18 protein-coding genes and 1 pseudogene are annotated in these 24,448 nt (G+C 53.4%); 10 read left to right on the forward strand and 9 right to left on the reverse strand.

Features of this window, described 5'->3' with window-relative positions:
* Positions 1–90: 90 nt before the first annotated feature.
* The 4 genes from GTU79_RS14455 to GTU79_RS14470 form a co-directional block, all read right to left on the reverse strand.
* A complete protein-coding gene (locus tag GTU79_RS14455; protein WP_214514085.1) occupies positions 91–561 on the reverse strand; it encodes a DUF2569 domain-containing protein in 471 nt (156 codons plus the stop codon).
* Complete coding sequence (gene ydgT, locus GTU79_RS14460) at positions 543–758, reverse strand: transcription modulator YdgT (RefSeq protein ID WP_203521415.1); 216 nt, start codon at positions 756–758, stop codon at positions 543–545. Before ydgT ends, GTU79_RS14455 begins: the two co-directional genes overlap by 19 nt.
* A 145-nt stretch (positions 759–903) precedes the next feature.
* Positions 904–2,409, reverse strand: a complete 1,506-nt coding sequence (gene araA, locus GTU79_RS14465) for an L-arabinose isomerase (RefSeq protein ID WP_214514086.1) — start codon at positions 2,407–2,409, stop codon at positions 904–906.
* Positions 2,410–2,481: 72 nt separating this feature from the next.
* Positions 2,482–4,167 (reverse strand): ribulokinase, encoded by a 1,686-nt coding sequence (locus GTU79_RS14470; RefSeq protein WP_214514087.1) that lies wholly within the window; start codon positions 4,165–4,167, stop codon positions 2,482–2,484.
* Positions 4,168–4,543: 376 nt separating this feature from the next.
* Between GTU79_RS14470 and GTU79_RS14475 the strand changes: the two genes are divergently transcribed.
* The 8 genes and pseudogenes from GTU79_RS14475 to GTU79_RS14510 all read left to right on the forward strand — a co-directional run bounded on the left by GTU79_RS14475 (position 4,544) and on the right by GTU79_RS14510 (position 14,911).
* The gene (locus GTU79_RS14475) at positions 4,544–5,524 is read left to right on the forward strand and encodes an arabinose ABC transporter substrate-binding protein (RefSeq protein ID WP_214514088.1); all 981 of its coding nucleotides are present in this window, start codon (positions 4,544–4,546) and stop codon (positions 5,522–5,524) included.
* 189 nt (positions 5,525–5,713) lie between these two features.
* A pseudogene (gene araG / locus GTU79_RS14480) lies at positions 5,714–7,242 on the forward strand (L-arabinose ABC transporter ATP-binding protein AraG).
* Positions 7,243–7,259: 17 nt separating this feature from the next.
* Positions 7,260–8,243 (forward strand): L-arabinose ABC transporter permease AraH, encoded by a 984-nt coding sequence (gene araH / locus GTU79_RS14485; RefSeq protein ID WP_203521411.1) that lies wholly within the window; start codon positions 7,260–7,262, stop codon positions 8,241–8,243.
* A gap of 117 nt (positions 8,244–8,360) precedes the next feature.
* Positions 8,361–9,296 carry an arabinose operon transcriptional regulator AraC gene (araC, locus tag GTU79_RS14490; RefSeq protein ID WP_203521410.1) on the forward strand — a complete coding sequence of 312 codons (936 nt, stop codon included), beginning with the start codon at positions 8,361–8,363 and terminating at the stop codon, positions 9,294–9,296.
* Between the two features lie 97 nt (positions 9,297–9,393).
* Complete coding sequence (locus tag GTU79_RS14495) at positions 9,394–10,440, forward strand: oxidoreductase (protein ID WP_203521409.1); 1,047 nt, start codon at positions 9,394–9,396, stop codon at positions 10,438–10,440.
* 68 nt (positions 10,441–10,508) lie between these two features.
* Entirely contained in the window at positions 10,509–11,525 is a 1,017-nt protein-coding gene (locus GTU79_RS14500; protein WP_203521408.1) for a bile acid:sodium symporter family protein, read from the forward strand.
* Between the two features lie 635 nt (positions 11,526–12,160).
* Positions 12,161–12,847, forward strand: coding sequence for a hypothetical protein (locus GTU79_RS14505; protein WP_203521407.1), 687 nt, complete (start codon positions 12,161–12,163; stop codon positions 12,845–12,847).
* A gap of 1,794 nt (positions 12,848–14,641) precedes the next feature.
* Positions 14,642–14,911, forward strand: coding sequence for a hypothetical protein (locus GTU79_RS14510; RefSeq protein ID WP_203521405.1), 270 nt, complete (start codon positions 14,642–14,644; stop codon positions 14,909–14,911).
* A gap of 446 nt (positions 14,912–15,357) precedes the next feature.
* Here the strand turns inward: GTU79_RS14510 and add are convergent, their stop codons facing one another.
* From add to manA, 3 genes are all read right to left on the reverse strand, one after another.
* On the reverse strand, positions 15,358–16,368 hold the full coding sequence (gene add / locus GTU79_RS14515; RefSeq protein WP_203521403.1) for an adenosine deaminase: 1,011 nt from the start codon (positions 16,366–16,368) through the stop codon (positions 15,358–15,360).
* Between the two features lie 112 nt (positions 16,369–16,480).
* Positions 16,481–18,010, reverse strand: a complete 1,530-nt coding sequence (locus GTU79_RS14520) for a YdgA family protein (RefSeq protein WP_214514089.1) — start codon at positions 18,008–18,010, stop codon at positions 16,481–16,483.
* A gap of 160 nt (positions 18,011–18,170) precedes the next feature.
* Positions 18,171–19,346: a mannose-6-phosphate isomerase gene (gene manA / locus GTU79_RS14525; RefSeq protein WP_203521401.1), complete on the reverse strand. Its 1,176-nt coding sequence runs from the start codon at positions 19,344–19,346 to the stop codon at positions 18,171–18,173.
* 155 nt (positions 19,347–19,501) lie between these two features.
* On the opposite strand from manA, the gene fumC reads away from it, so the two are divergent.
* Complete coding sequence (gene fumC, locus GTU79_RS14530; protein ID WP_203521400.1) at positions 19,502–20,902, forward strand: class II fumarate hydratase; 1,401 nt, start codon at positions 19,502–19,504, stop codon at positions 20,900–20,902.
* Positions 20,903–20,973: 71 nt separating this feature from the next.
* Here fumC and tus read toward each other — a convergent pair whose 3' ends face one another.
* Positions 20,974–21,906 carry a DNA replication terminus site-binding protein gene (gene tus / locus GTU79_RS14535; protein WP_203521399.1) on the reverse strand — a complete coding sequence of 311 codons (933 nt, stop codon included), beginning with the start codon at positions 21,904–21,906 and terminating at the stop codon, positions 20,974–20,976.
* A gap of 109 nt (positions 21,907–22,015) precedes the next feature.
* Positions 22,016–23,236 (reverse strand): MFS transporter, encoded by a 1,221-nt coding sequence (locus tag GTU79_RS14540; RefSeq protein WP_253073662.1) that lies wholly within the window; start codon positions 23,234–23,236, stop codon positions 22,016–22,018.
* A gap of 155 nt (positions 23,237–23,391) precedes the next feature.
* On the opposite strand from GTU79_RS14540, the gene GTU79_RS14545 reads away from it, so the two are divergent.
* Entirely contained in the window at positions 23,392–24,300 is a 909-nt protein-coding gene (locus tag GTU79_RS14545) for a LysR family transcriptional regulator (protein WP_214514090.1), read from the forward strand.
* Positions 24,301–24,448: the final 148 nt, after the last annotated feature.

The raw sequence follows: 24,448 nt of genomic DNA on the forward strand, positions 1-24,448 counted from the left end.
AACACAGTTTCCGTAGGGTTATTATCCGCCGGCGGCCGGTATGCCCTATGCCGATAGCGGATTTCCGCCTTCCGGTGGCCATGGCTAATATCATGGCTGGATAAAGGTATGCTTAACCCGCTGCGAGCGTTTTATGTAAGGCACGCCGAGAGCCGCCGCCAGCAGCGGCCAGTATAGCTGGTGCAGCGCCAACTGGTCGGTGATAGGGGAAAAGGCAAAAGCCTTCAGGGCCAATAAAACCCCCGCCAGCAGCCAGAGGATAAATATCTTGGGAAAGCGCAGGGAGCGTCGGAGCATCAGCCGCAGCGTCCAGAAGGTAAAACACCACATGGCGGCGGCGGTGAGCAGCGAGGCCAGCCATTGCAGACCGAACATGGAGTGTTGCGCGGACTGTGAAAGCGCGTCCCAGTGGTTCACCAGCGCCAGCAGGAAGATAATGATGAAAGGGCTGGCGCTGAAAAGCCCCCCCCAAGGGGAGGCCGTCGCGACCCACACCCAGCCGCCGATACGCGGCGGGGAGCCCGCCGGAGCGTGGCCGGCGTTCAAATCACGAACCGCCATACGGATTTAGGCACCTGGCCGAGATCGAACAGACGGCCGCCGGAGGCCAGTTCCGCCCTGCGGTGATCCGCCGCCCGGTACATATTGATGATTTCACCGCTGTCCACCAGGGAGTAATTCAGATGATCGAACAGCTTTTCCAGGCTCTCGGGGGTGTTTACCTTACGGAATTTTAATAAGTAATCTTGCGCAGTCATTGTTGAGCGTTCAGGGAAGGAAATATAAGCAAAGTAGTATATTCAGTGCGGCTCCGGTGTCCATATATTCCGCGATAAAAAGCTAAAAAAGCGCGGGGCGTTCAGGCCGGGAACGGATTGTACCCGGCCTTATAAACAAAACGTCTTATTTCGCCGCTAGCTTATAATAGAGTTCATTCCAGCGCAGGGCCTGCTTGAAGTCGGGAATGCGGGTGTCATTATCGATAACCAGCAGTTCGATACCGTTCATTTCCGCATAAAGCCGGATATGATCCAGGTTCAGGGCCTGGCTGAATACGGTATGATGCGCACCTCCGCCCAGGACCCAGGCTTCCGCCGCCACTTCAAGGGATGGCTGGGCCTTCCAGATGGCGCGGGCCACCGGCAGCTTCGGCAGGGGATGGGGCTGCTCAATGGTATCCACCACGTTCACCAGCATACGGAACCGGTCGCCCATATCGATAACCGAGGCGTTAACCGCCGGGCCGGCCGGGGTGGAGAACAGTAGCCGCGCCGGGTCCGCCTTGCCGCCGATACCGAGGAATTGCACGTCCACGGTGGGTTTTTCTTCTTTGGCGATACTCGGACACACTTCAAGCATATGTGAGCCAAGGGCGAGGTTATTCTCCGGCTGGAAGTTATAGGTATAATCTTCCATAAACGAGGTGCCCCCGGGCAGACCGGCGGCCATGACCTTAAGGATGCGCAGCAGGGCCGCGGTTTTCCAGTCCCCTTCGCCGGCGAAGCCATAGCCTTGCTGCATCAGGCGCTGCACCGCCAGCCCCGGCAACTGCTTGAGTCCGTACAGATTTTCAAAGTTGGTGGTGAAGGCTTTACAGCCCGCCTGCTCCAGGAAGCGTTTCATGCCCAGTTCGATACGGGCCGCATCCAGCAGGTTCTGGCGTTTTTCGCCATTGTGCTTGATTTTGTCGGTGAGGATGTAGGAAGCTTCATACTCTTCCACCAGCGCGTCGATATCGCCGTGCGAAACTTCATCCACCACGCTCACCAGATCCCCCAGGCCGTAAGCGGTAACCGAGTAGCCGAACTGGATTTGCGCGCCAACCTTATTGCCTTCGGTCACCGCCACTTCACGCATGTTGTCGCCGAACCGGGCCACCACCAGATGCTGGCTCTCTTCGCGGGCCACCGCGGCACGCATCCATTTGGCGATGCCTGCATGGGCCTGCGGGTCTTGCCAGTGTCCCACCACGACCTGATGATTCAAATGCATCCGCGCGCCGATGAAACCGAATTCACGGCCGCCGTGGGCGGTCTGGTTCAGGTTCATAAAATCCATGTCCATGGTTTCCCACGGGATTTGCGCATTGAATTGGGTATGGAACTGAAGCAGGGGTTTATTCAGGATGCTCAGGCCGCCTATCCACATCTTGGCCGGAGAAAAAGTGTGCAGCCAGGTGAGCAAGCCGATGCAGCGGGTATCGTAATTGGCCTCGCGGCACAATGCCAGGATTTGATCCGGCGAGGTGACCAGGGGTTTCAAAACCAGCTTGACCGGCAGGCCTGCCTCATCATTCAGGCCCTTGACCACGGTCTGCGCATGTTCGGTGACTTGCCGCAGCGTTTCCGGGCCGTAAAGATGTTGGCTGCCTATCACAAACCAGACTTCGTGCTGTCGAAAATTTTCCATAATGACTCCTGTGCGTCTCCGTCAAAGGGAGGTTTCGGGCGGCGGTCTTTCCCGCGGCCCGGTTTTTGTTGGTTAATGCCCGATGGCAGCCGTTACGGCATAGGCGGGTTCAGCGATTTCGCTCCAGTGCCGGTAGCGTTCATACAGGACCTGGAATGAGGAGACTTTGTCAGGGTCCGGCTGTAGGACGCGTTCGATTTTACTGGCCATATGCTGCTGGGCCGTGGCGATATCCCCGTAGGTTCCCGCCGCCACCGCGCCGAAAATCGCCGCTCCCAGGGCACAGCATTGGTCGGAGGCCACCAGCTGCAGCGGACGATTCATGACATCCGCCAGCACCTGCATGATGATCGGTGATTTGCGGGCAATGCCCCCCAGCACCAGCACGTTCTCCACCGGAATGCCCTGATCAACGAAGCACTCCATGATGGCGCGCGCGCCGAAGGCGGTGGCGGCAATCAACCCGCCGAACAGCGCCGGCGCGTCGGTGCCCAGGTTAAGTCCGGTGATAACCCCTTTCAGGCGCTGGTTGGCATAAGGAGTGCGGCGGCCATTGAACCAGTCCAGCACCACCGGCAGATGTTCCAGCGACGGTTCCTCAGCCCAGGCTTCGGCCAGCGCCGACAGCATGTCGGTTTCTATGGCCTCGAGCGCCGGCTGTAGGGAAGGATTTTGCCGTGCGGCCCGGCGCAGGGGCCAGCCCAGCACCTTGCCGTACCAGGCATAAATATCGCCAAAAGCCGACTGTCCCGCCTCCAGGCCGATAAAGCCGGGAATGACGCTGCCGTCCACCTGGCCGCAGATACCGGCAATGGAGCGATCGCCGACTTTTTGTTCATCGGCTATCAGGATATCGCAGGTGGACGTGCCGATGACCTTTACCAGGGTATAGGGCTGAGCGCCGGCCCCCACGGCGCCGATATGGCAGTCAAAGGCTCCGCCGGCAATGGTTACGGTAGCCGGCACGCCGAGCTTTTGCGCCCATTCGGCGCTGATGCGGCCCACCGGCAGGTCGGCGGTATAGGTGTCGGTAAAGAGCGGGTATTGCAGATTTTCCGTCAATACCGGATCAAGGGCATGGAGAAACGCTTTTGGCGGTACGCCGCCCCATACCGGATGCCAGAGGGATTTATGTCCGGCGGAGCAGCGGCCGCGCCTGATTTCCTCAGGACGTGTGGTGGCGGACAATACCGCCGGGATCCAGTCGCACAGCTCAATCCAGGAGACCGCTTCCTGGCGGACCTGGCGGTCCTGGCGGGTGATATGGAGGGTTTTTGCCCAGAACCACTCCGATGAATAGACACCGCCGATATAGCGGGAATAGTCGGGGAATTCACCGCTGCGGCACAGTTGGTTGATGGCTTCAGCTTCTTCTATGGAGGTATGGTCCTTCCACAAAATAAACATGGCGTTGGGATTGTCGGCGAATTCCGGCCGCAGCGCCAGAATCCGGCCTTCTGCGTCAATGGGGGCCGGCGTCGAGCCGGTGGTGTCCACGCCGATGCCGACGATGCTTTCCCGCTGGGCCGGCGTCAAATGACCCACTACGGCCCGGATCGCCTGCTCCATTGACTCCAGGTAATCCGACGGATGATGGCGAAACTGGTTATCCGCGGGTTTGCAATACCGGCCCTCGCGCCATCGCGGGTACCAGACAACTTCGGTGGCCAGTTCTTTACCGCTGCCACAGGCAACCGCCAGGGCGCGCACTGAATCGCTGCCGAAATCAAGCCCGAGGCTAATGGCCTCTTCAGTCATGCTCGTATCTCCTGTTAACCCGAAACCTGATGATGTCGATAACCATAAGGGGTTTTAACCGGGCAGTGAGGAGACGTTAGCTGGAAGTATGCACATTCCTGCCGCCAATGACTGAAATGTGATGTTCCTCATAAAGTCACGGGCAGATGAATTTTGCTGTATCTATGCACAAATCTGCTGTTATTGAGAACTGTGATAACGCTCTACATTTTGGTAACACGTAAACGTTAAAACTACATCCGTCTAAAGGGCCTGGTCGTAGAGATGGCGATATATACGCCCTCTGGCTGTACCGCCGGGTAAAATCTTACCGACTGATAACGCTTACACGCTTCAGCATTTTGAAGCAGAGCGATAATAATTACCGGAGAGTTCCATGCATAAATTCACTAAGGCACTGGCGGCCATTGCAGTTGCCGCTGTTATGTCTCATTCGGCTATGGCGGAGAACATGAAGTTGGGTTTTTTGGTGAAACAACCTGAAGAACCCTGGTTTCAGACCGAATGGCGTTTTGCCGACAAAGCCGGCAAAGATATGGGCTTTGATGTGATTAAAATTGCCGTACCCGATGGTGAAAAAACCCTTAACGCGATCGATAGCCTGGCGGCCAGCGGTGCCAAAGGGTTTGTTATCTGTACCCCCGATCCCAAACTTGGCTCGGCGATTGTCGCCAAAGCACGCAGCTACGATATGAAAGTCATGGCGGTGGGTGAACAGATCGTCGACGCCAAAGGCAAACCCATGGTTAACGTCCCCATCGTGATGATGGCCGCCACCCAGCTGGGCCAGCGCGCCGGTCAGGAAGAATTCAAGGAAATGACCAAACGCGGCTGGAAAGTGGCCGACACCGGCGTCATGGCCATCACCGCCAATGAGCTCGATACCGCCCGTCGCCGTACCTCCGGCGCGATGGATGCGTTAAAAGCCGCCGGCATACCGGATAAACAAATCTACCAGGTCCCCACCAAATCCAACGATATCCCCGGAGCGTTTGACGCAGGCAACTCCCTGCTGGTTCAACATCCCGGCGTGAAACACTGGCTGATTGTCGGCATGAACGACAATACCGTGCTGGGCGGCGTGCGCGCCACCGAAGGGCAGGGATTCAAGGCGCCGGACGTTATCGGTGTCGGCATCAACGGCGTGGATGCGGTGAATGAGCTGTCCAAAAACGAATCCACCGGCTTCTACGGTTCTTTACTGCCAAGCCCCGACGTCCATGGTTACAAGAGCATCCAGATGATGCATGACTGGGTAACCAAAGGCGTTGAGCCGCCGAAATTCACCGAAGTCACCGACGTGGTACTGATTACCCGCGATAACTTCAAAGAAGAATTGAAGAAAAAAGGCCTGTAATTTTTTACCGGACGTTTTTATCGGACATTTTTTATCAAAACACGTGTTTGCCGGGATGGTCGAGGCCGTCCCGGTCCATGACGAAGTCATTCATCAAGAGGATGTGTCCGTGTCAGTCAAAACCCCTGATAGTTACCGTAGCGGGATTGCCGGCGCACTGTCCGGATCTGTTAACGCGAGGATGTGTTCATGACAATTCAGACACCTTATCTATCGTTTCGCGGTATTGGTAAAACCTTTCCCGGCGTAAAAGCGCTGGACGATATCAGCTTCGATTGTTATTCGGGCCAAATCCATGCCCTTATGGGTGAAAACGGCGCCGGGAAATCGACCTTGCTGAAAATTCTCAGCGGCAGCTATACGCCGACGCAAGGGGAAATCTGATCAAAGGACAGCCGGTTCATTTCAATAACACTACCGATGCGCTAAATGCCGGGGTGGCGATTATTTATCAGGAGCTGCATTTGGTGCCTGAAATGACGGTGGCGGAAAACATTTTCCCTGGGCAGCTACCTAACAAACACGGGTTTGTTAACCGCGGCATACTGAAATATGAAACCCAACTGCAGCTGGAGGATTTAGGGCTGGGTATCCCGCCGGGAACACCGCTTAAATATCTGTCCCTTGCCCAGTGGCCAATGGTTGAAATCGCCAAGGCATTAACCCGTAATGCCAAAATTATCGCTTTTGACGAGCCCACCAGTTCATTATCGGCGCGGGAAATAGAACAATTATTCCGCGTCATACGCGAACTGCGCGCCGAGGGCCGGGTCATTCTTTACGTTTCCCACCGCATGGAAGAAATCTTTACCCTGGGGGACGCCATCACGGTATTCAAAGACGGTAAATATGTGCGCACCTTTGACGACATGACCGCCGTGGACCACGACATCCTGGTGCAGGCCATGGTGGGACGCAATTTAGGGGATATTTATGATTACGCCCCCCGTCCTCACGGCGACGTCAGGCTGGAACTGGATAAAATCGAGGCGGTGGGGGTCAAGACGCCCATCTCATTATCCGTACGCGCCGGTGAAATCGTCGGTCTGTTCGGTCTGGTGGGCGCCGGGCGCAGCGAGCTGATGAAGGGACTTTTCGGCGGAACGCTGATTACCGGAGGCCAATTGCTGCTGGACGGCAAACCCATTTCCATCCGTTCCCCCATCGATGCCATCAGCGCCGGACTGATGCTCTGCCCGGAAGACCGCAAGGCCGACGGCCTGATTCCGGTACATTCAGTGCGGGAAAATATCAATATCAGCGCCCGGCGCAATACCGTTAAAGCCGGCTTTTTGATAAACGATCAATGGGAAAAATCCAATGCCCTGGAGCATATTCGTGCGTTGAACATCAAAACGCCTTCAGCCGAACAGTTGATCATGAACCTCTCAGGCGGCAATCAGCAAAAGGCTATCCTCGGCCGCTGGCTGTCGGAGGACATGAAAGTGATCATGCTCGATGAACCGACGCGCGGCATCGATGTCGGCGCCAAGCATGAAATCTATCACGTGATTTACGAATTGGCGAAACGGGGAATTGCCGTATTGTTCGCATCCAGCGATTTGCCGGAAGTATTAGGCCTGGCGGACCGTATTGTGGTGATGCGCGAAGGGACGATATCCGGCGAGCTCACCCACTCGGAAGCCAGTGAACAAAAAGCCCTGAGCCTGGCAATGTTACATACAACCCATACCAGCCCCGCGGATGCGGTTGCCTGATTGTGAAGGAGTCAAAGATGTCAACGGTCACTACATCTTCGCCAAAGGCGAATAAATCGTTAAGTTTGTCTCGGGTTTGGGATAACTACGGCATGTTGGTGGTTTTTGTCGTACTGTTTATCGCCTGTACCATTTTCGTTCCCAACTTTTCAAGCTTTATCAATATGAAAGGCCTGGGCCTGGCGGTTTCCATGTCCGGCATCGTCGCCTGCGGCATGCTGTTCTGCCTGGCATCCGGTGATTTCGATTTGTCGGTGGCATCGGTTATCGCCTGCGCCGGCGTCACCACGGCGGTGGTCATCAACGCCGCCGACAGCCTGTGGATCGGCGTGCTGGCGGGGCTGGTGCTGGGTGTTATATGCGGCCTTGTAAACGGTTTCGTCATTGCCAAGCTGAAAATCAACGCCTTGATAACAACCCTGGCCACCATGCAGATTGTCCGCGGCCTGGCTTATATCATTTCCGACGGCAAGGCGGTGGGCATCGAAGACGAACGCTTCTTTATATTGGGTAACTCCAACTGGCTGGGCTTGCCGGCGCCGATTTGGATCATGGTGCTCTGCATGATCATTTTCGGCTTTCTGTTGAACAAGACCACCTTCGGCCGCAATACGCTGGCTATCGGCGGCAATGAAGAAGCCGCTCGCCTGGCCGGGGTGCCGGTGGTGCGCACCAAGATCATTATCTTTATTCTTTCCGGTCTGGTTTCCGCGGTGGCGGGGATTATCCTGGCCTCGCGCATGACCAGCGGCCAGCCGATGACTTCACTGGGGTATGAATTGATCGTTATCTCCGCCTGCGTGCTGGGCGGGGTATCGATGAAAGGCGGTATCGGTAAAATCTCTTACGTGGTGGCGGGGGTGCTGATTCTCGGCACGGTGGAAAATGCGATGAACTTGCTGAATATTTCACCGTTTTCCCAATATGTGGTGCGCGGCGTGATCCTGCTTGCGGCGGTGATATTTGACCGCTACAAACAAAAGGCTAAACGTACGGTGTAAGGTTTGCGGGTCGGCGCGGCTTAAAGCGCCGGCCCGCTCACAGTTCGATCACCGTTACAGGCTATTCCGCGCTCTTCAGGATATTCTCTATCAGACGACAAGCTGTCCGGAGGTGAGATGTATCATAGAATGACTCACGAGACGCAATCAAATCCCTTATTGCCTGGCTATATGTTCAATGCCTATTTGGTTGCCGGCTTAACGCCGATCATTGCCGGAGGCCCGCTGGATTTCTTCATCGATCGTCCCGACGGCATGAAAGGATTTATTCTTAATCTGACCATCAAGGGTCAGGGCAGAATATTCGAGGGCGATAGGTCTTTTGTCTGCAATCCCGGCGATCTATTGCTGTTCCCGCCGAAATCCGCGCATTATTACGGCCGTTCCCCGGACAGCGACTGCTGGTATCATCGCTGGGTCTATTTCCGCCCCCGGGCCTATTGGGCCGATTGGCTGGAATGGCACAGCAAAATCCATGACGTGGGCCGCCTGTCCCTGGGCAACGACAATTTACTCACCGAATTCGACCGCCTGCTGGCCAATATTGAACAGACCCAGCGCTCCGGCCGGCGTTTCTCCGAAGAGCTGGGCATGAACCTGCTGGAACGTTTGTTGTTGCGCGCCATGGAGGAAGATCCGCAAAGCCCGAGCAAAATCATGGACCCGCGCATCATCGAAGCCTGTCAGTTTATCACCGGCAATCTTTCCGGCGAGTTGCGCATCGATGAAGTGGCCCGGCACGTCTGTTTATCCCCTTCGCGCCTGGCGCATTTATTCCGTGAACAGGTGGGGATTAATATCCTGCGCTGGCGGGAAGACCAGCGGGTTATCCGCGCCAAACTGCTGTTGCAGACCACGCAGGAATCCATCGCCACCATCGGCCGGGTGGTGGGCTATGACGATCAGCTTTACTTTTCGCGGGTATTTCGCAAGCGCGTCGGGGTCAGCCCGAGCGATTTCAGGCGGCGCAGCAGCGAGATTAATTATCCCGGCCGCAGCATCCAGGCCGCCAATAACTGGCAGTTGCAAAGCGAAAAGGCTATCGGAGGATAATATTTTATTGATATGGTTGGTCCGGTAAAGATGAATTAGCCGTTTTCCTGTAGCGGGGACGGCCCCATCGAATGCAAGCCGAAAAAGAGGAAAAACGATGGCTGAAAATATCGGAATCGGACTGATTGGCTACGGTTTTGCCAGTAAAACCTTCCATGCTCCTTTAATCCAAGGCACCGACGGCCTGCGGCTGGCGGCGGTATCTTCCAGCGATGCGGATAAAGTGCGGGCGGATTTGCCCGGCGTCAAGGTGGCGGCGGATCCCGCCGCGGTCATTAACGATCCGGCGGTGCAACTGGTGGTGATTCCCACCCCGAATGAAACCCATTTCCCGTTGGCCAAACAGGCGTTGCTGGCGGGCAAGCACGTTATCGTGGATAAACCCTTCACCGTGACGTTGTCACAAGCACAGGAATTAAAGCAGCTGGCTGAAAATCGCCAGGTAGTGCTGTCGGTATTCCATAACCGACGCTGGGACAGTGATTTTCTCACCGCGCAGCAGCTCATCCGCGACGGTATCCTTGGCGACGTGCTGTATTTCGAGTCCCATTACGACCGGTTCCGCCTTGAAGTGAAGGATCGGTGGCGGGAACGGCCCGGTGCCGGCAGCGGTATCTGGTACGATTTGGGCCCGCATCTGATTGACCAGATACTGGTGCTGTTCGGCATGCCGGTGGCGATAAACGTTGATTTGGCGTTGCTGCGCCCCGGGGCTCGCACCGACGATTATTTTCACGCCACGCTGACCTATCCGCAACGGCGGGTAGTGCTGCACGGCTCCATGTCGGCGGCGGCGCAAACTCCCCGTTACACCATTCAGGGTACCAAAGGCAGCTATGTGAAGTTTGGTCTCGATACCCAGGAAGCGCGATTGAAAAACGGCGAATTTCCGCCGCGGCCAGACTGGGGTATCGATAGCCAAGACGGCGTGTTGACCCTGCCGAAAGACGGCATCATGACCGAACATATTGTCCGTACCCAGCCGGGTAATTATCCTGCTTACTACGGCGCTATTCGGGATGCTATTCTGGAAAAAGGCGATAATCCGGTGACTCCGTCCGCGGCCATCCGCGTAATGGAGTTGATTGAGCTGGGCATTTCTTCGTCGGAACAGAAAAAAACATTAGCGGTAAAGCACGGTTAATGACATGGTAGGGCTTTCGGGCGATCCGCCGATCGCCCTGGTTTCGTATGATGGTAAGGGTAGTTGTCATGTCGTGGTTGCAACGTTTACGTATTGATAAGTTTCTGTTGGTGTTGGTTTCGGTGGTTATCCTGGCTTCTCTCTTTCCCTGCCGCGGCGTTTTTAAAACCCTCTTTGAATACCTCACCACCGCCGCCATCGCTTTACTGTTTTTTATGCACGGCGCCAAGCTGTCGCGGGACGCCATCATCGGCGGCATGAGCCACTGGCGTTTGCATCTGGTGGTTTTCCTCAGCACGTTTGCCCTGTTCCCGCTGCTCGGTCTTGCCATGAAGGTCTTTGAGCCTTCGTTATTGTCCACGCCGGTTTACCTGGGCTTTCTTTATCTGTGCGCGCTGCCCGCTACCGTACAGTCCGCCATCGCTTTTACCTCGGTGGCCGGCGGCAACGTGGCGGCGGCTATCTGCAGCGCCTCCGCCTCGAGTATCCTGGGGGTATTTTTATCGCCGGTGCTGGTGGGCCTGCTGATGAAAACCCAGGAGGGGGGCGGATCGAACAATACCCTGCATGCCATCGGCTCAATCATCCTGCAACTGATGGTGCCTTTTGTGGTGGGCCATCTGGCGCGGCCGCTGATTGGCGGCTGGGTGAACCGGCATAAAAAGCTGATTAATATCACAGACCGGTCATCAATATTGCTGGTGGTCTATACCGCCTTCAGCGAAGCGGTGGTGGGGGGGATATGGCATCAAATCACCGGCTGGTCGCTGGTGTCGATTCTGGTGTATTCGCTGATCATGCTGGCCATTGTTCTGGTGATCAATACCTGGACCGCCCGTTTGCTCGGGTTCAGCACCGCCGATGAGATAACCATAGTCTTCTGCGGCTCCAAAAAGAGCCTGGCCAATGGTATCCCCATGGCTAACGTGCTGTTCCCGGCGGCGGCGGTAGGCACCATGGTGTTGCCGCTGATGATTTTCCACCAGGTGCAGTTGATGGTGTGCGCGGTGCTGGCGCAGCGCTACGCCCGCAAGCAGGCGGCGGCGCGGGAGAAAAGCGCGCTGAGCGTCACGCCCGGCGAGTAAACAGTTTTGGATAAATTCGACAAGTGATTGACCGTAAAATCAACAAGCGGACTGAAGCCGTGGCGGCTGATTCAGTCCGCTTTTTTCAATAACCATGTTCACTGAGATGTTTACAGTTATGCTAGTTGCTTATCCGAATTATTGTCTATGAATTACCTGATTCGAGAAATGTTTCCCGTTGAGATAGATGCATAAATTCTAAAAAACCTTTTACCGCTTATTTATATAGCAACACTATTTATAAATTTTTTATGCCAGCATCCGCTTGAGCGTGACTCTTCATTCGTCGGGTCGAATATAGTATATAAATCATTTTCGCTCGAACATAATTGACCGTGCTTTTGTGGAACCGGTCATGCAGGCCTGGTAGAAGGGGAGGTGCAGACGAATTTATTTGAAATCTTCTCTTCCGTATGTTTATATCCATTTGCCGCTTTGCTTAATGGAGGTCCTCATCTCCATCGCGGCGATCCAGAGAAGATTTTTACATTCGTTTACGGCAGCTTAATCCGAGGTTTATATATAATGAAGGGGTTAAATTAGTTCAAGAATGGTTTATATTAATTTGAACGACTAACATTATAATATTTTGCATTTTAAGTAAATTGGAATTAATCAATTGGAGATGATTATTAATGATTTCTTCAGCGGTCAAAAATAACAATTTCGCTGTCTATGATCCCCAGCAAAATGTCAACATGGTTCCTTTGACCATCAAAGAAATTTTGAAGATGACCAGCCTGAGGCGTGGAGATACTTTAAATCATCGTTACATGAAGCATTTCTCTTGGGTGGAGAATGAACATTCATCCCTCAATGGCCGAATCGAATACATCAATAAGACCATTGCGTACATCATGAAGTCCATACCGCTAAGGGAGAGTCCCGTTACGCTCGTATCTCTGGGTTCGGGAGGGCTCTTGACTGAATGGTTTATACATCAGCAACTCCATAAAGCGGGCTATCGGCAGCTTGACTGGCGCGTTATCGACCTGGACTATCAGAATGGCGGCTACGAGCTGTGCCGGAAGGATTTCAAGGTTGAGGCGGGAAACGATAATGTTAAGGCATTCACAACTGAACAGACCTATTTAAGCAAATCAATCGGCCATGGTTTATTGGCGGATATTGACAAAAATCAAGGACCGGTTGTTGTATTAAATATCTCCCCACCGCGAGCGATAGCAGATTCTTCTTCCGCGGCGGTTTATGATCCTGATTGCATGCTTATTCGAGGAAGGCCAGTAGAAAAGGCTGAAAAGGCGAATGGTATCTATCTGTTAATGGCATCGCCTGAGTTTAAAAGGATCTGCTTAACATGAAAAGGCATTATCCGAAGGAGACTCAATCGTTCATCTGGATTGCGCCTTGAATTGCTCGGTGAATAACGCCGGAGATGTCGTGGTGATACATAGTCCCTCCAAAACTGGGCGCGCTCTGGATGAGGGAATTAGGCCTTATTTGAAAAACTCGAAGAGATAGCCAAATCAGTTGGCCGGAAAATCGAACTCGAAAACCTGAATAAATCGCTGGAAAGATTTGTTGATGGCATTAATCGCAGCGGCGCGTTCGGCATGAAATTTCTTGTTTCTGACTATGATACTGGTTTAGCGAGATTGCGCGAACAATTTCTCAACGGTAATAATCCGGTGATTTTGCGACTTTGATAATAATGAGTGCTCTTTGTATAAAATGCAAAGGAAAAACGCCGGGTCGCTTATATTTCATGTAAACGGATAAGCGATTCATGAAAGATTACACTCGCCCTTCTGTTATAATGATATTAATAATAAAATTCCGAAGAGGTAAATAATCATGTTAGACCTTGGAAATGTAAATCAGTCTGTCGTCATTTCTCAGTCTTTGTTGCAAAATAGGGAAACTTGTCACATGGTATGGCAAGTCGTATAATGCGTGTAACGCAATTCAATGATTTGCCGATAGAAATCGTTCAAAAATTGCAGATAATTTGAACGCAGTTGAATATAGCTTCCTTAGGGAAACTTGTTCGCAGCTTCATAACGAACTGATGTCTATCAGTGATATGGAAAAGTCATTAATGGCGGAATGCAAGGGCGTCTTAAACAACGCTTTGAACGAATGGTTGATGAAAAAAGATTTCTTCACTATTGCATCAGTCTTCGCCAAACGTTTTGGAGGCCTTAAATAATATTTCGGAGTGGAGGGTAGGCGACGGTGATGAGCAGCATTTGAGAGTCTTCATCGCAGCAATAAACGACGAGCAGCCTTCTGCCATAAGTGAACTCGTCAGCCCAATTAAACAAAAATTGTATGACTTACCTCTATTCGAGCAATTTTTTGTGCTTCGCCGGTTGATTCTTTTCAATATTACAGTGATCCGAGATTTTTCGTTTACAAGCTGGAGCCGTATAACATAGACGAAGGTCAAATTGCAGAGATATTTCATTATATAAATAACTTTTATGATAAATGTTCTGGCCCTGATAAACTCTTTGCCGCTTATATAGCGACATTATCTAAAAATTTTTGTACCAAATATTTTTTCTACTGACGGTACATTCACCAAGGAATTGAATGATGCGACCGCAGCGTATCCAAGATTATTTTCAGCGGGCGATCGTCTTCTCAAAGACTTTCCCTACAAAGATACCATGGGAATAAAAGGAAAACCGGATAAGCCATTACCGGGCCTTGAATGATCCTATGCTGAATGTGGTTTAAATTGCCTCTCATTCAGTAAATTTTCATGTACCCATAAAATCGAGATTTTACAACATGTCGCTTGGCCACGTTTAAACACGTTATGTCGTTTTTTATCTGCTCACGGCGTCCATGCTTGTTATTGATGTTACTGTTAACCGTAGTAATTGAGAAAGAAATTTGTTTACATTACCTTATATGAACCGAGTACCTACCCCATATCAAATGGTCTTATCGATGGTAGAAAGTGTATCTGGGAATACAAAGAGGCGACCTGGACTGGAAAATCTGCCCGTAGAACTTGTTCAAAACATTGCATTGAAATTATCCCATAAAGATTATAACAATATGCGACTATGCAACAAACATATTGCAAGGTCGCTCAAATCAGTCAATTCCATATTTGATTCACTCAAAGGGGATGTTTCGGCCGTTTGAAAACAGCTTATAAAGATATAGCGATTGATGGGATGACTAAGCATTTTGCGGAAAAATTATCGCCAGAACTTCAGTTGATACTGGGTTCTTTAAGGATAATGCCACCGAGTGGATTGTCAGCAGATATGGATTTGATCCTTTACTTTAAAGATGAGTTAACCGGGAATACTTCACATAAGAATATCGAAAAGGCGTTTTGTGATGGGTCTGAAAATGTCATTTTCAGACGCGACTCTTTGATAAAAATTATGTCCGATTTACTTTAAATACAATACATCTGACCAAGGATTCTCTCAATTCACTCTTTTCTCAAGCGAACAAATTGTTTCATGAGTGCCAGGATGCAGAAAAACTTGTCATTGCAGCCATGGTGACAGCATTAAAAATTGCCTATGTCAGCATGTACCTGCCGGTCAATTGCTTACTGATGACGATATAAATTCTCTAGTTCCACCTTTTGAAATATTATTTTCTCTGGGCGAGAAAATTTTCAGTATGAATTTTGTTGTCGATTTACATAAACAATATGACCAAAGAGATGTCCAAGGTCACATTAATAATCGTTTGTTTGAGCGTTCTATTAAAGAAGAACGCTAAAATCCTCGAAGTTGCCAGCAAACTTTGATTGCCGTTGGTAGAAAATTCCGGATGCGCTGTTATCCTGCCGTGCCTGTTCATTCATTGCCCCGGTTAATGTCTGTCAAACAAGTGGTTAATGGCGCCCTCGGGCATGTGCCTTGTCAAGCAACGTCTGCTTTTCCGCTTCACTAATGAACGCGATAGTCAAGCCGTTTTGCTGGGCCGTGCGGATTTGCTGTGTGTTCAAACCTGCCCGGGGCGCGGCCACCCGATACTCATAGTCCAGATCGATGCCCTGAACCGCCGGATCGTCTGAATTGATAGTAGCCAGTATGCCGTGGTCTAAAAAACGTTTCAGCGGATGCTGCTCAAGGGATAGCACGGTGCTGGTTTGTACATTGGACGTAAGACAGCTTTCAATGCCGATACGGTGCAGCGCCAGGAAATCCATCAGACGGGGATCTTCAATGGCTTTTACCCCGTGCCCGATGCGCTGGGCCCCCAGCTCATTAATGGCCTGCCAGATGCTCTCCGGCCCGGCGGCTTCGCCGGCATGAACGGTAATATGCAGCCCCGCATCCCGGGCGCGGGTAAAATGATTTAAAAACAGGCTGCCTGGAAAACCCAGTTCGTCACCGGCCAAATCCAGGGCGACAATGCCGTCGCCGCCGGACAGGATGGCATCCAGCTCCTGCGTGCAGGCATCTTCGCCGAAGGTTCTGCTTAATATGCCTATCAGTCGCACCACAACGTCAAAATCGTCACAGCCGGCGCGCACGCCGTCTATCACCGCTTCAACCACGCCCGGCAGCACCAGCTGATGCTTCATGGCCATATAGTAGGGTGAGAAGCGCAATTCGGTATAATCCAGTCCCAGCGCCGCGGCATCGGCCACGTTCTCATAGGCGATGCGCCGGCAGGCATCCAGGGATCCCAATACCGCCACGCCCCAATCCAGCTTTTGCAAAAAACTCACCAGGTCAGGCTCGGTGCGGGTGACCTGGACAAACGCGAGCAGTTCCTCAAGATTGTCGGCCGGCAAAGGCAATCCGAATTGCCGACCCAGTTCCAGTATGGTTTGCGGGCGGATATTACCGTCCAGATGACGATGGATGTCGGTTAACGGCAGGGATGAATCAATCATGGGAACGGTTCTCCGAACGTGGCGGGGGATGATCGGCATGAGCCGGGTTATCGGCGCCGCGAGTCTAAAATGAGGTTATCGGGCCCCCCATCAGGCGATGGGGGGCTTGGTTTTACCGTTGAGGCTGCGGCACGGCCTGGGGCTGTACCGGCTGCGTCGGGCTGTCCGGTACGCCGGACAATCCGAATAACCCTAAAAAGTTTTGCAATGACATCTTCTGGCCGTTCAGGTTTACCTGATTGTCGGCATAGTGAAAACTGCTGCTGAGAACGTTATCGTCCACGGTGGTCAACTTGAACATCTGCCCCATGGCCGCCAGTCCCTGCACCTGCTGCTTAGCCAATTTTTGCGCTTCGTCGGCGTTGTAGCCCTGGATTTTGGCGAATTGAGTGGTTAATTCTGTGGCCATATCCAGCGGAATGGTCAGTTTGGCATCCAGCTTATTGACGAACCTCGCCAGTTGCAGCTCCGGCGTCGCCGCCGGCGCGCCCGGCGGCAGCTGGGAGGGGTCGTTTACATTCAACGTCAGGTTGAACGCGCTTTCGCCCTTGCTGTTTTTCCAGCTCAGGGGCGAAATGGATAAATAGGGGTTGCCCTTAAGCGCCACCGGCAGATTATTGATCAACGCCTGGGTAATCTGCTCCTGCTGCGCAGCCGGATCGGCGGCGCCGGTCTGCTGCATGATTTGCTGCACCTGATTATGATACTGGTCGCTGAATTGGGCGATGGCCTTGGCGTCAAGATTGGACAGCTTGATGATCAATTTGCCGGAACCGAACTCCTGTCCCTGCACATGCAGCATATCCAGGCTGTAGGCGACCTGCACATTGAGCTTATCGCCATCTTCGTTGGCGGTGGTCACCTGGGACAGATTGTCGGTATTGAGCATGTCTTTGCCGTCAAGGTTGTAAATCAGCGATTTTACCTTGAGGGTATTGTCGCCGATGCTGTAACCCTGCTTGCCCTTGTGGGTATCGCTGTCGATGCTCACATCATGCAGCGTCACCTGCTCACGCTGCTGGAATTGACTTTCTCCCGCCACCACCAGGCTGGAAAGGGCGCCGGTGAGAATGACCTTGTTCAGATCGTGATCGATGGCGGCGTTCAAGCTGCCGCCGCTGGAGCGGATCAGCGAATCGGCATCTTTATAATCGAGGGGGGCGAAATCGATGACCGATACCGTATCGCCGTTATAGCCGACGCGGGTAACGGCGGATACCGGTGATTTACCCTGGCTGGCTTCTATAAGCGGCTTGACGAACGGGGTCTCGGCCAACCGGCTCTGGACCGACGCCATGCTGGGGATAAACACGCCTTTTTTCAGCTGGGCGAACGGAAAAGGACCGTGGTCGACAATTTCATTGAGGATCAGTTGATCACCAGGTTTTAACGGTTTATTGTCGCCGGTGCTGCCGTCCGACAGCAAAACCACATCCAGCCGGCGGGAGAACAGCGCCGGGTGGTAATCTTGAACCGCCAGTGTCACCCCGGCTTCGGGGAAAGCGGTTTTAATGCGGGCGTTGGCTTCATCCAGCAGGGCGGGCAGCCGCTGTTCAAACTGTTTGCCGGTATACCATGCCGCGCCGGTCCATGCCGCGCCCAATATGACAATAACGCCGACCGCTATAAGTGATTTTCTCATTGTCGATGCATCCTTATTATTATTTCCCATTCCAAGTTGTTGTAACGCGCCAATAAACAAACTCCGCCTTAAACTTTCATCTATCGAGGGGCAGAAAGCTATTGGACATACCTGCAATCAATAATAGCAGGATTAGAGGGCGTTCCTGGCGGAACAGCCGTCAAAGTTCGTTAAAAACCCGTGCCAATCTGCCGGTGCCGCTGGCGTTAACCGGCGATTCCGACGCGCTGATAAAGGCCGATTCACCGGCGTTAAGCCGCAGGGAATGACCGTCTTTTTCCAGCACCGCCTGGCCTTCGACACAAAACAGAATGGCCGCGCTGTCCTGCGCCAGCGCCTGGGGGCGCGGGGACAGGTTATGCAGTGAAAAAGCGAAATCCTCCACTGGAATGGGGAAGCGCAGGGCGGCGCCGCCGCCGTTCGGCTGGGTCAGCAATTCCTCCCGGGGTTTGGCGATAAACTTCACATTTGCCAATAATTCAGGCACATCGATGTATTTCGGCGTCAGGCCTGCCCGCAGCACGTTATCCGAATTGGCCATGACTTCCAGCGCCACGCCGTGTAGATAGGCGTGTGGCGTTTCGGCATAGAGGAACATGGCCTGGCCGGGTTGCAGGGTAATCACGTTGAGCAGCAAAGGGGAGAACAAACCGCTGTCATCCGGATAATCATCGGCAATCATGCGAATGGTGTCCCACGGCTCGCCGTGCTGATGGGCCAGGGCATTTTTCAGGATATCCAGGGCCAGTGATTTTTCCTCTCCGGCCATACTCAGCAAATCGCCGAACAGCCCCGCCAGATGTAAAGCGTCAGGGTGCTGCAAAAACGCGGCGATGGAAGGATGGGCGCCGGCCACCGGCTGCAACAGGGAAACCATTGATGACAGCTCGCGAAAACCGTTCATGGCCTGAAAGGGCGTCAGGGCAAAAACCAATTCGGGCTTATGGTTGGGATCCTTGTAATTGCGATTGGCGGCATCAAGTGGGATAGCCCGTCGGTTTTCCAGCTCGAAACCCCGCTCAGCGGCGGATTTGCTCGGATGAACCTGAATGGACAAGGGTTCCTGGGCGCACAGCACCTTGAACAAAAACGGCAGCTCGCCGAAACGTTCGGCCACCGCCTTGCCCAGCAGCGCCGCCGGCTGCCGGGCTATGTAATCCCGCAGGCTGATGTCATGGCCCTGTTCATCGCTTATTACGGAGCTGCTTTTGGGGTGCGCGCCCATCCAGAGCTCCGCCATCGGCTGGTTGTCCGGATTGGCGATGCCGTACAGTCTGGACAAGGCATCCTTACTGCCCCAGGCGTAATGCTGAACAGAGTTGAACATTTTTTTCATTGTTAACTGCCCTTACTGGATCCTAAATGTATTATCGCGAGCCGGTCGCATAATGGTAAGCTTTTCTGCGGCACTATACTATCAATGTCCGGCGTAGGCTTGGAACCGTTGCCGGGCAGGATATTGATCAATAGGAAGAATACCAGGAGGCATCAATGACAGCTACCCGCGTCGAAAAAGATTCCATGGGACCGATCGAAGTACCGGCCGAACGTTTGTGGGGGGCGCAAACCCAGCGCTCCCTCGAGCACTTCCGTATATCCAGTGAAAAGATGCCGCCGGCCCTGATTGCCGCGCTGGCCCAAACCAAACGCGCGGCCGCGCAGGTCAACAAAGATTTGGGCCTGTTGCCCGCCGATCGCGCCGACGCCATTATCCGCGCGGCGGACGAAGTGCTGGCCCATAAGCACCCGGACGAATTTCCGCTGGCTATCTGGCAAACCGGTTCCGGCACTCAAAGCAATATGAACATGAATGAAGTTCTGGCCAATCGCGCCAGTGAACTTTTGGGCGGTCGGCGCGGCGGCGAGGGACGCCTGGTCCATCCCAATGACGACGTCAATAAAAGCCAGAGTTCGAACGACGTCTTTCCAACCGCCATGCATGTGGCGGCGGTGATCGCCGTACGCGAACACCTGCTCCCCAAGATCAATGCGTTAAGAGAGGTTTTAGGGCAAAAATCCGCCGCTTTTAACGATATCGTCAAGATTGGCCGCACCCATTTACAGGATGCCACTCCCTTGACCCTGGGGCAGGAAATCTCAGGCTGGGTGTCGATGCTGGATCACAGCCTCACTCATATCGAGCAGAGCATACCCCATTTATGCGAGCTGGCCCTGGGGGGGACCGCGGTGGGCACCGGCCTGAACACTCATCCGGAGTACGCGGTACGGGTGGCGAAAGCCTTGGCTGAGCTCACCGGACATCCTTTTGTCACCGCCCCCAATAAGTTCGAGGCGCTAGGCACCTGCGACGCGTTGGTTCACGGCCACGGCTCGCTGAAAGGGCTGGCGGCATCGATGATGAAAATCGCCAACGATGTGCGCTGGCTGGCTTCCGGCCCCCGTTGCGGTATCGGCGAAATCAGCATCCCCGAGAACGAGCCGGGCAGCTCGATTATGCCGGGCAAGGTTAATCCTACCCAGTGCGAAGCCATGACCATGCTGTGTTGCCAGGTTATCGGCAATGACACGGCGGTGAACATCGGCGGCGCCTCGGGTAATTTTGAATTGAACGTCTATCGGCCGATGATCATTCATAATTTCCTGCAATCGGTACGGCTGCTGGCGGACGGCATTGACAGCTTTACCCGCCACTGCGCCGTGGGCATCGAGCCTAACCGGCCTCGCATCGATCAGTTGTTGAATGAATCCCTGATGCTGGTGACCGCCCTCAATACCCATATCGGTTATGACAAATCGGCGGAAATTGCCAAAAAAGCCCACAAAGAGGGGCTGACCTTAAAGGCATCCGCATTGAAGCTGGGGTATCTGACCGAAGAGGAGTTCGATCAATGGGTCCGGCCGGAAGATATGGTGGGCAGTCTTAAAAACTAGCCGGTCCCGGCAAAACAGGATAATTCATCAACGTTTCGGGACATATCACGATGCGTCTGAAGCTTTAGGGATCAGTCTTCAACGACGTACAGATGCAATCGCTCGATAATGATATGCGCCGGCCGTGAGGCCGGTTTGTATTTATGCCGTATGCCGTCGCGATGATAGTCGGTTAACTCACCCAACTGCGGCACCGGCGCCCCGGCATACCGTCGGCACAAAACGATCAGCGGGGAAGGGCAGGCGTACTGAATTTGCCGCTGCTGTTCCTGATACCACACCCGGGCGATGGGCTGCACCTTCACCGGGCGCTTTATTTTCAATGGGATATCCGGCGGCAGTTTGCCGATAATATCCATCTCCTGCCTGATTTTTTCGCTCCACTGTTCTTTACTGTAAGGCGGCACCGCACGGCCGGCCTCCAGGCTTTTTTTCAGCATAACCAGCACTTCCGCCCGGGTCAGGTTTTTTATGATCTGCTTATTGGCCCAACCAAAGCGCACGCTCGAGGGATCGACAATAACCTGCAATGCCCGATAGACGCTCAGGGTTTTTAACCCGCGCAAATGCGTATGGACAAACTCGAAACGCTGTTCGGGGGGTAATGCCGATTCCACGGTAATCATATGGGACAAATCGGCCTTCAGGTCGTTAATTTGCGCCGTCAGCGCCAGTACGGCCGTTAGCATCACATCATCGACGTCAAAACACAGAGCGCCGGGCAGGCGTATGGCGGCCTTGGCGCTGCTGTTCTGATTTTGATGGTAGATAAACATCCGCTGGAAATGGTTTAATCCCCGGTTGAGGGCCAGCGGCCCCAGATGCTGAATAACCGGAATGTCCGTGACGGGGTCATGCTCCCGGCCTTTCTCCACTTCCGGTAATTCAAATACCCGCCCGGTCAGCCAGTGTGCGTCAGTGAGCAGGGATTGTAAATCCATCAGGCGTTCTTGCAGCTGGGTGAAATTTTCATTTAGCCGGGCTATCAGGTCAAGTGGGCGCATAAGAGGGATTTCCTTAGTTACAACATACATATCTATCATGCCTCCAATCGGCTTCAGCCACCAGAATTATCTTCTTCTAGCAGCGAGACTTTAGTGACTTTTACAAATTTTACAAAGAAGTGGCGTGCAACACTGGTAAGTTACGCAAACGGCGGGCGACAAACAGAGCTATCAGCAACAGGCAAGACAGGAAGAGCACCACGCCGGTCCAGGCGAAACTGTGCCAGAAAAATCCTCCCAGCGTACCGGCAGTGCTAGAGCCGACATAATAGCAGAACAGATAGAGGGAGGATGCCTGCCCTTTGGCACGACGCGCGCGACGGCCAATCCAGCCGCTGGCGGTGGAGTGGGCGGCGAAAAAGCCGGCGGTGAACAGCATCATGCCGATAAGGATGATAATCAGGGAATCAAACCAAGTTACCAGCAGGCCCGCCAGCATAATCATAATCGACACCATCAATACCGGGCCGCGGCCGTAGCGGGCGGTCAGGGCGCCGGCTTTGGGTGAGCTGTAAGTGCCGGTGAGATAGACGACTGAAAGCAGGCCCACCACCGCCTGGCTGAGAAACCAGGGCGCGGCCAGCAGGCGATAACCGATGTAATTAAACAGCGTAACAAAGGCGCCCATCAACAAAAAGCCTTCGGCGAACAGCATCGGCAGACCGGCATCACGAAACTGCAGCCGGAAATTAATAGCCAGCGTATGGGGTTTTAGGGAAGACGGGCGAAAATGACGCGATGCCGGCAGGATCCGCCAAAACATCACGGCGCTGGCCAGCGCCAGCAGGCCGATAACCCCGATGGCGATACGCCAGGAAAAAAAGTCGGTCAGAACCCCGCTTAACAACCGGCCGCTCATGCCGCCGATGGAGTTACCGCTGATATAGAGCCCCATGGAGAAGGCCACCACGCTTGGGTGGATCTCTTCGCTCAGGTAGGTCATCGCCACCGCCGCCACACCGCTTAAGGATAACCCGACCAACGCGCGGATTATCAGGATTCCCTGCCAACTGGTCATAAACGCGCTCATTAGGGTAAACAGCGCCGCCAGCAAAAGCGCCACTACCATCACCGATTTGCGTCCGACGGCATCGGACAGCGGACCGGTTATCAGCAGTCCCAACGCCATCAGGCCGGTGGACACCGAAAGCGACAAACTGCTGGTGGCCGGCGATACGCCGAAATCCTGTGACAAGACCGGCAAAATAGGCTGAACGCAGTAGAGCAGGGCGAACGTGGCCAAACCGGCGGAAAAAAGCGCTAACGTCAACCGCATAAACTGCGGCGTACCACGTTCAATGAAGGCGAGTTTAACCGGAAGATGATGAATGGCGGCTGACGTTTGATGAGGCGTCGCAGGCTCATGCGCGGTGTTACGCGATGGGGTGTTCACACTATATCCTTTGGAAGTATTTGAGGGAAATCATAGGAATATTTGTCTTTGTTGTCTAATATATTAATAATCTCAATTGATATGTTTAAAGTATGAATACTGAGTTGCGTCATATTGAACTGCGCCATTTACGCTATTTCATCGCCGTCGCTGAAACGCTGCATTTCGGCCGCGCCGCTGAAAAGCTGCATATTTCTCAACCCCCGTTAAGCCAGCAGATCCAGATACTGGAACAACAGGTGGGCGCCCAGCTTTTGGAACGCAATAATCGCAATGTGCGCCTGACCCCGGCGGGAAAACTATTTTTGCAGCAGGCGTGGCTGATTATCGAGCAGGTCAATCAGGCGGCGGACCGCGCCGCCCGGATCCACCGTGGTGAGCTGGGAAAGATTACCGGTGGGGTTACCTCATCCACCCCCTTTATCAGAAGCATCTCCGCCAGCCTGCTGGCCTTTCGGCAGCAGCATCCCGATATCCATATTCAAATGGTGGAAACCAACACGAAGCAGCAGATTGAACCCTTGCTTAACGGTAAATTCGATATCGGGTTGATGCGTAATGCCACTCTGCCTGATGGACTGGATCATCAATTATTGCTCCGCGAACCGCTGATGGCCTTGGTACACCAGGATCATCCGCTGGCCAAGGAGCCGGATAGCGTGATTTCACTTCGGCAATTGGCCCGTGAGCCGTTTGTCTTTTTCGACCGCAAGGTTGGAACGGGCCTGTATGACGATACACTGCTGTTGCTAAAACGGTTCGATATCCAGCCCTATATCACTCAGGAAGTAGGCGAAGCAATGACGATTATCGGCCTGGTTTCCGCCGGACTGGGGGTATCCATACTGCCGGCTTCCTTCGCGCGTATCAGGGTGGACAGCGTGCGTTATCTTACTTTAAAGGAGCCCGAAGCCAAGACGGAGGTCTGGCTGGTCACCCACCGACAGCGCACACTTTCCGCCGCGGCCAAGATGTTGATCAATTTAATGTTAAAAGAATAATGGTAGACTTGGTATCAAGGAAAGACCTATAGCGGGCGCGAGCGTCACGAATGTCCTTTTCCGCCATGGCTGCTACGGTAAAAGACGCCGAACACAGCTGATAATGTGCGTTAAATCACATAACTAATCAAATATTTGACGGTTAAAT

Source organism: Sodalis ligni, from assembly GCF_016865525.2.
Classification (GTDB): Bacteria; Pseudomonadota; Gammaproteobacteria; order Enterobacterales; family Enterobacteriaceae; genus Acerihabitans; species Acerihabitans ligni.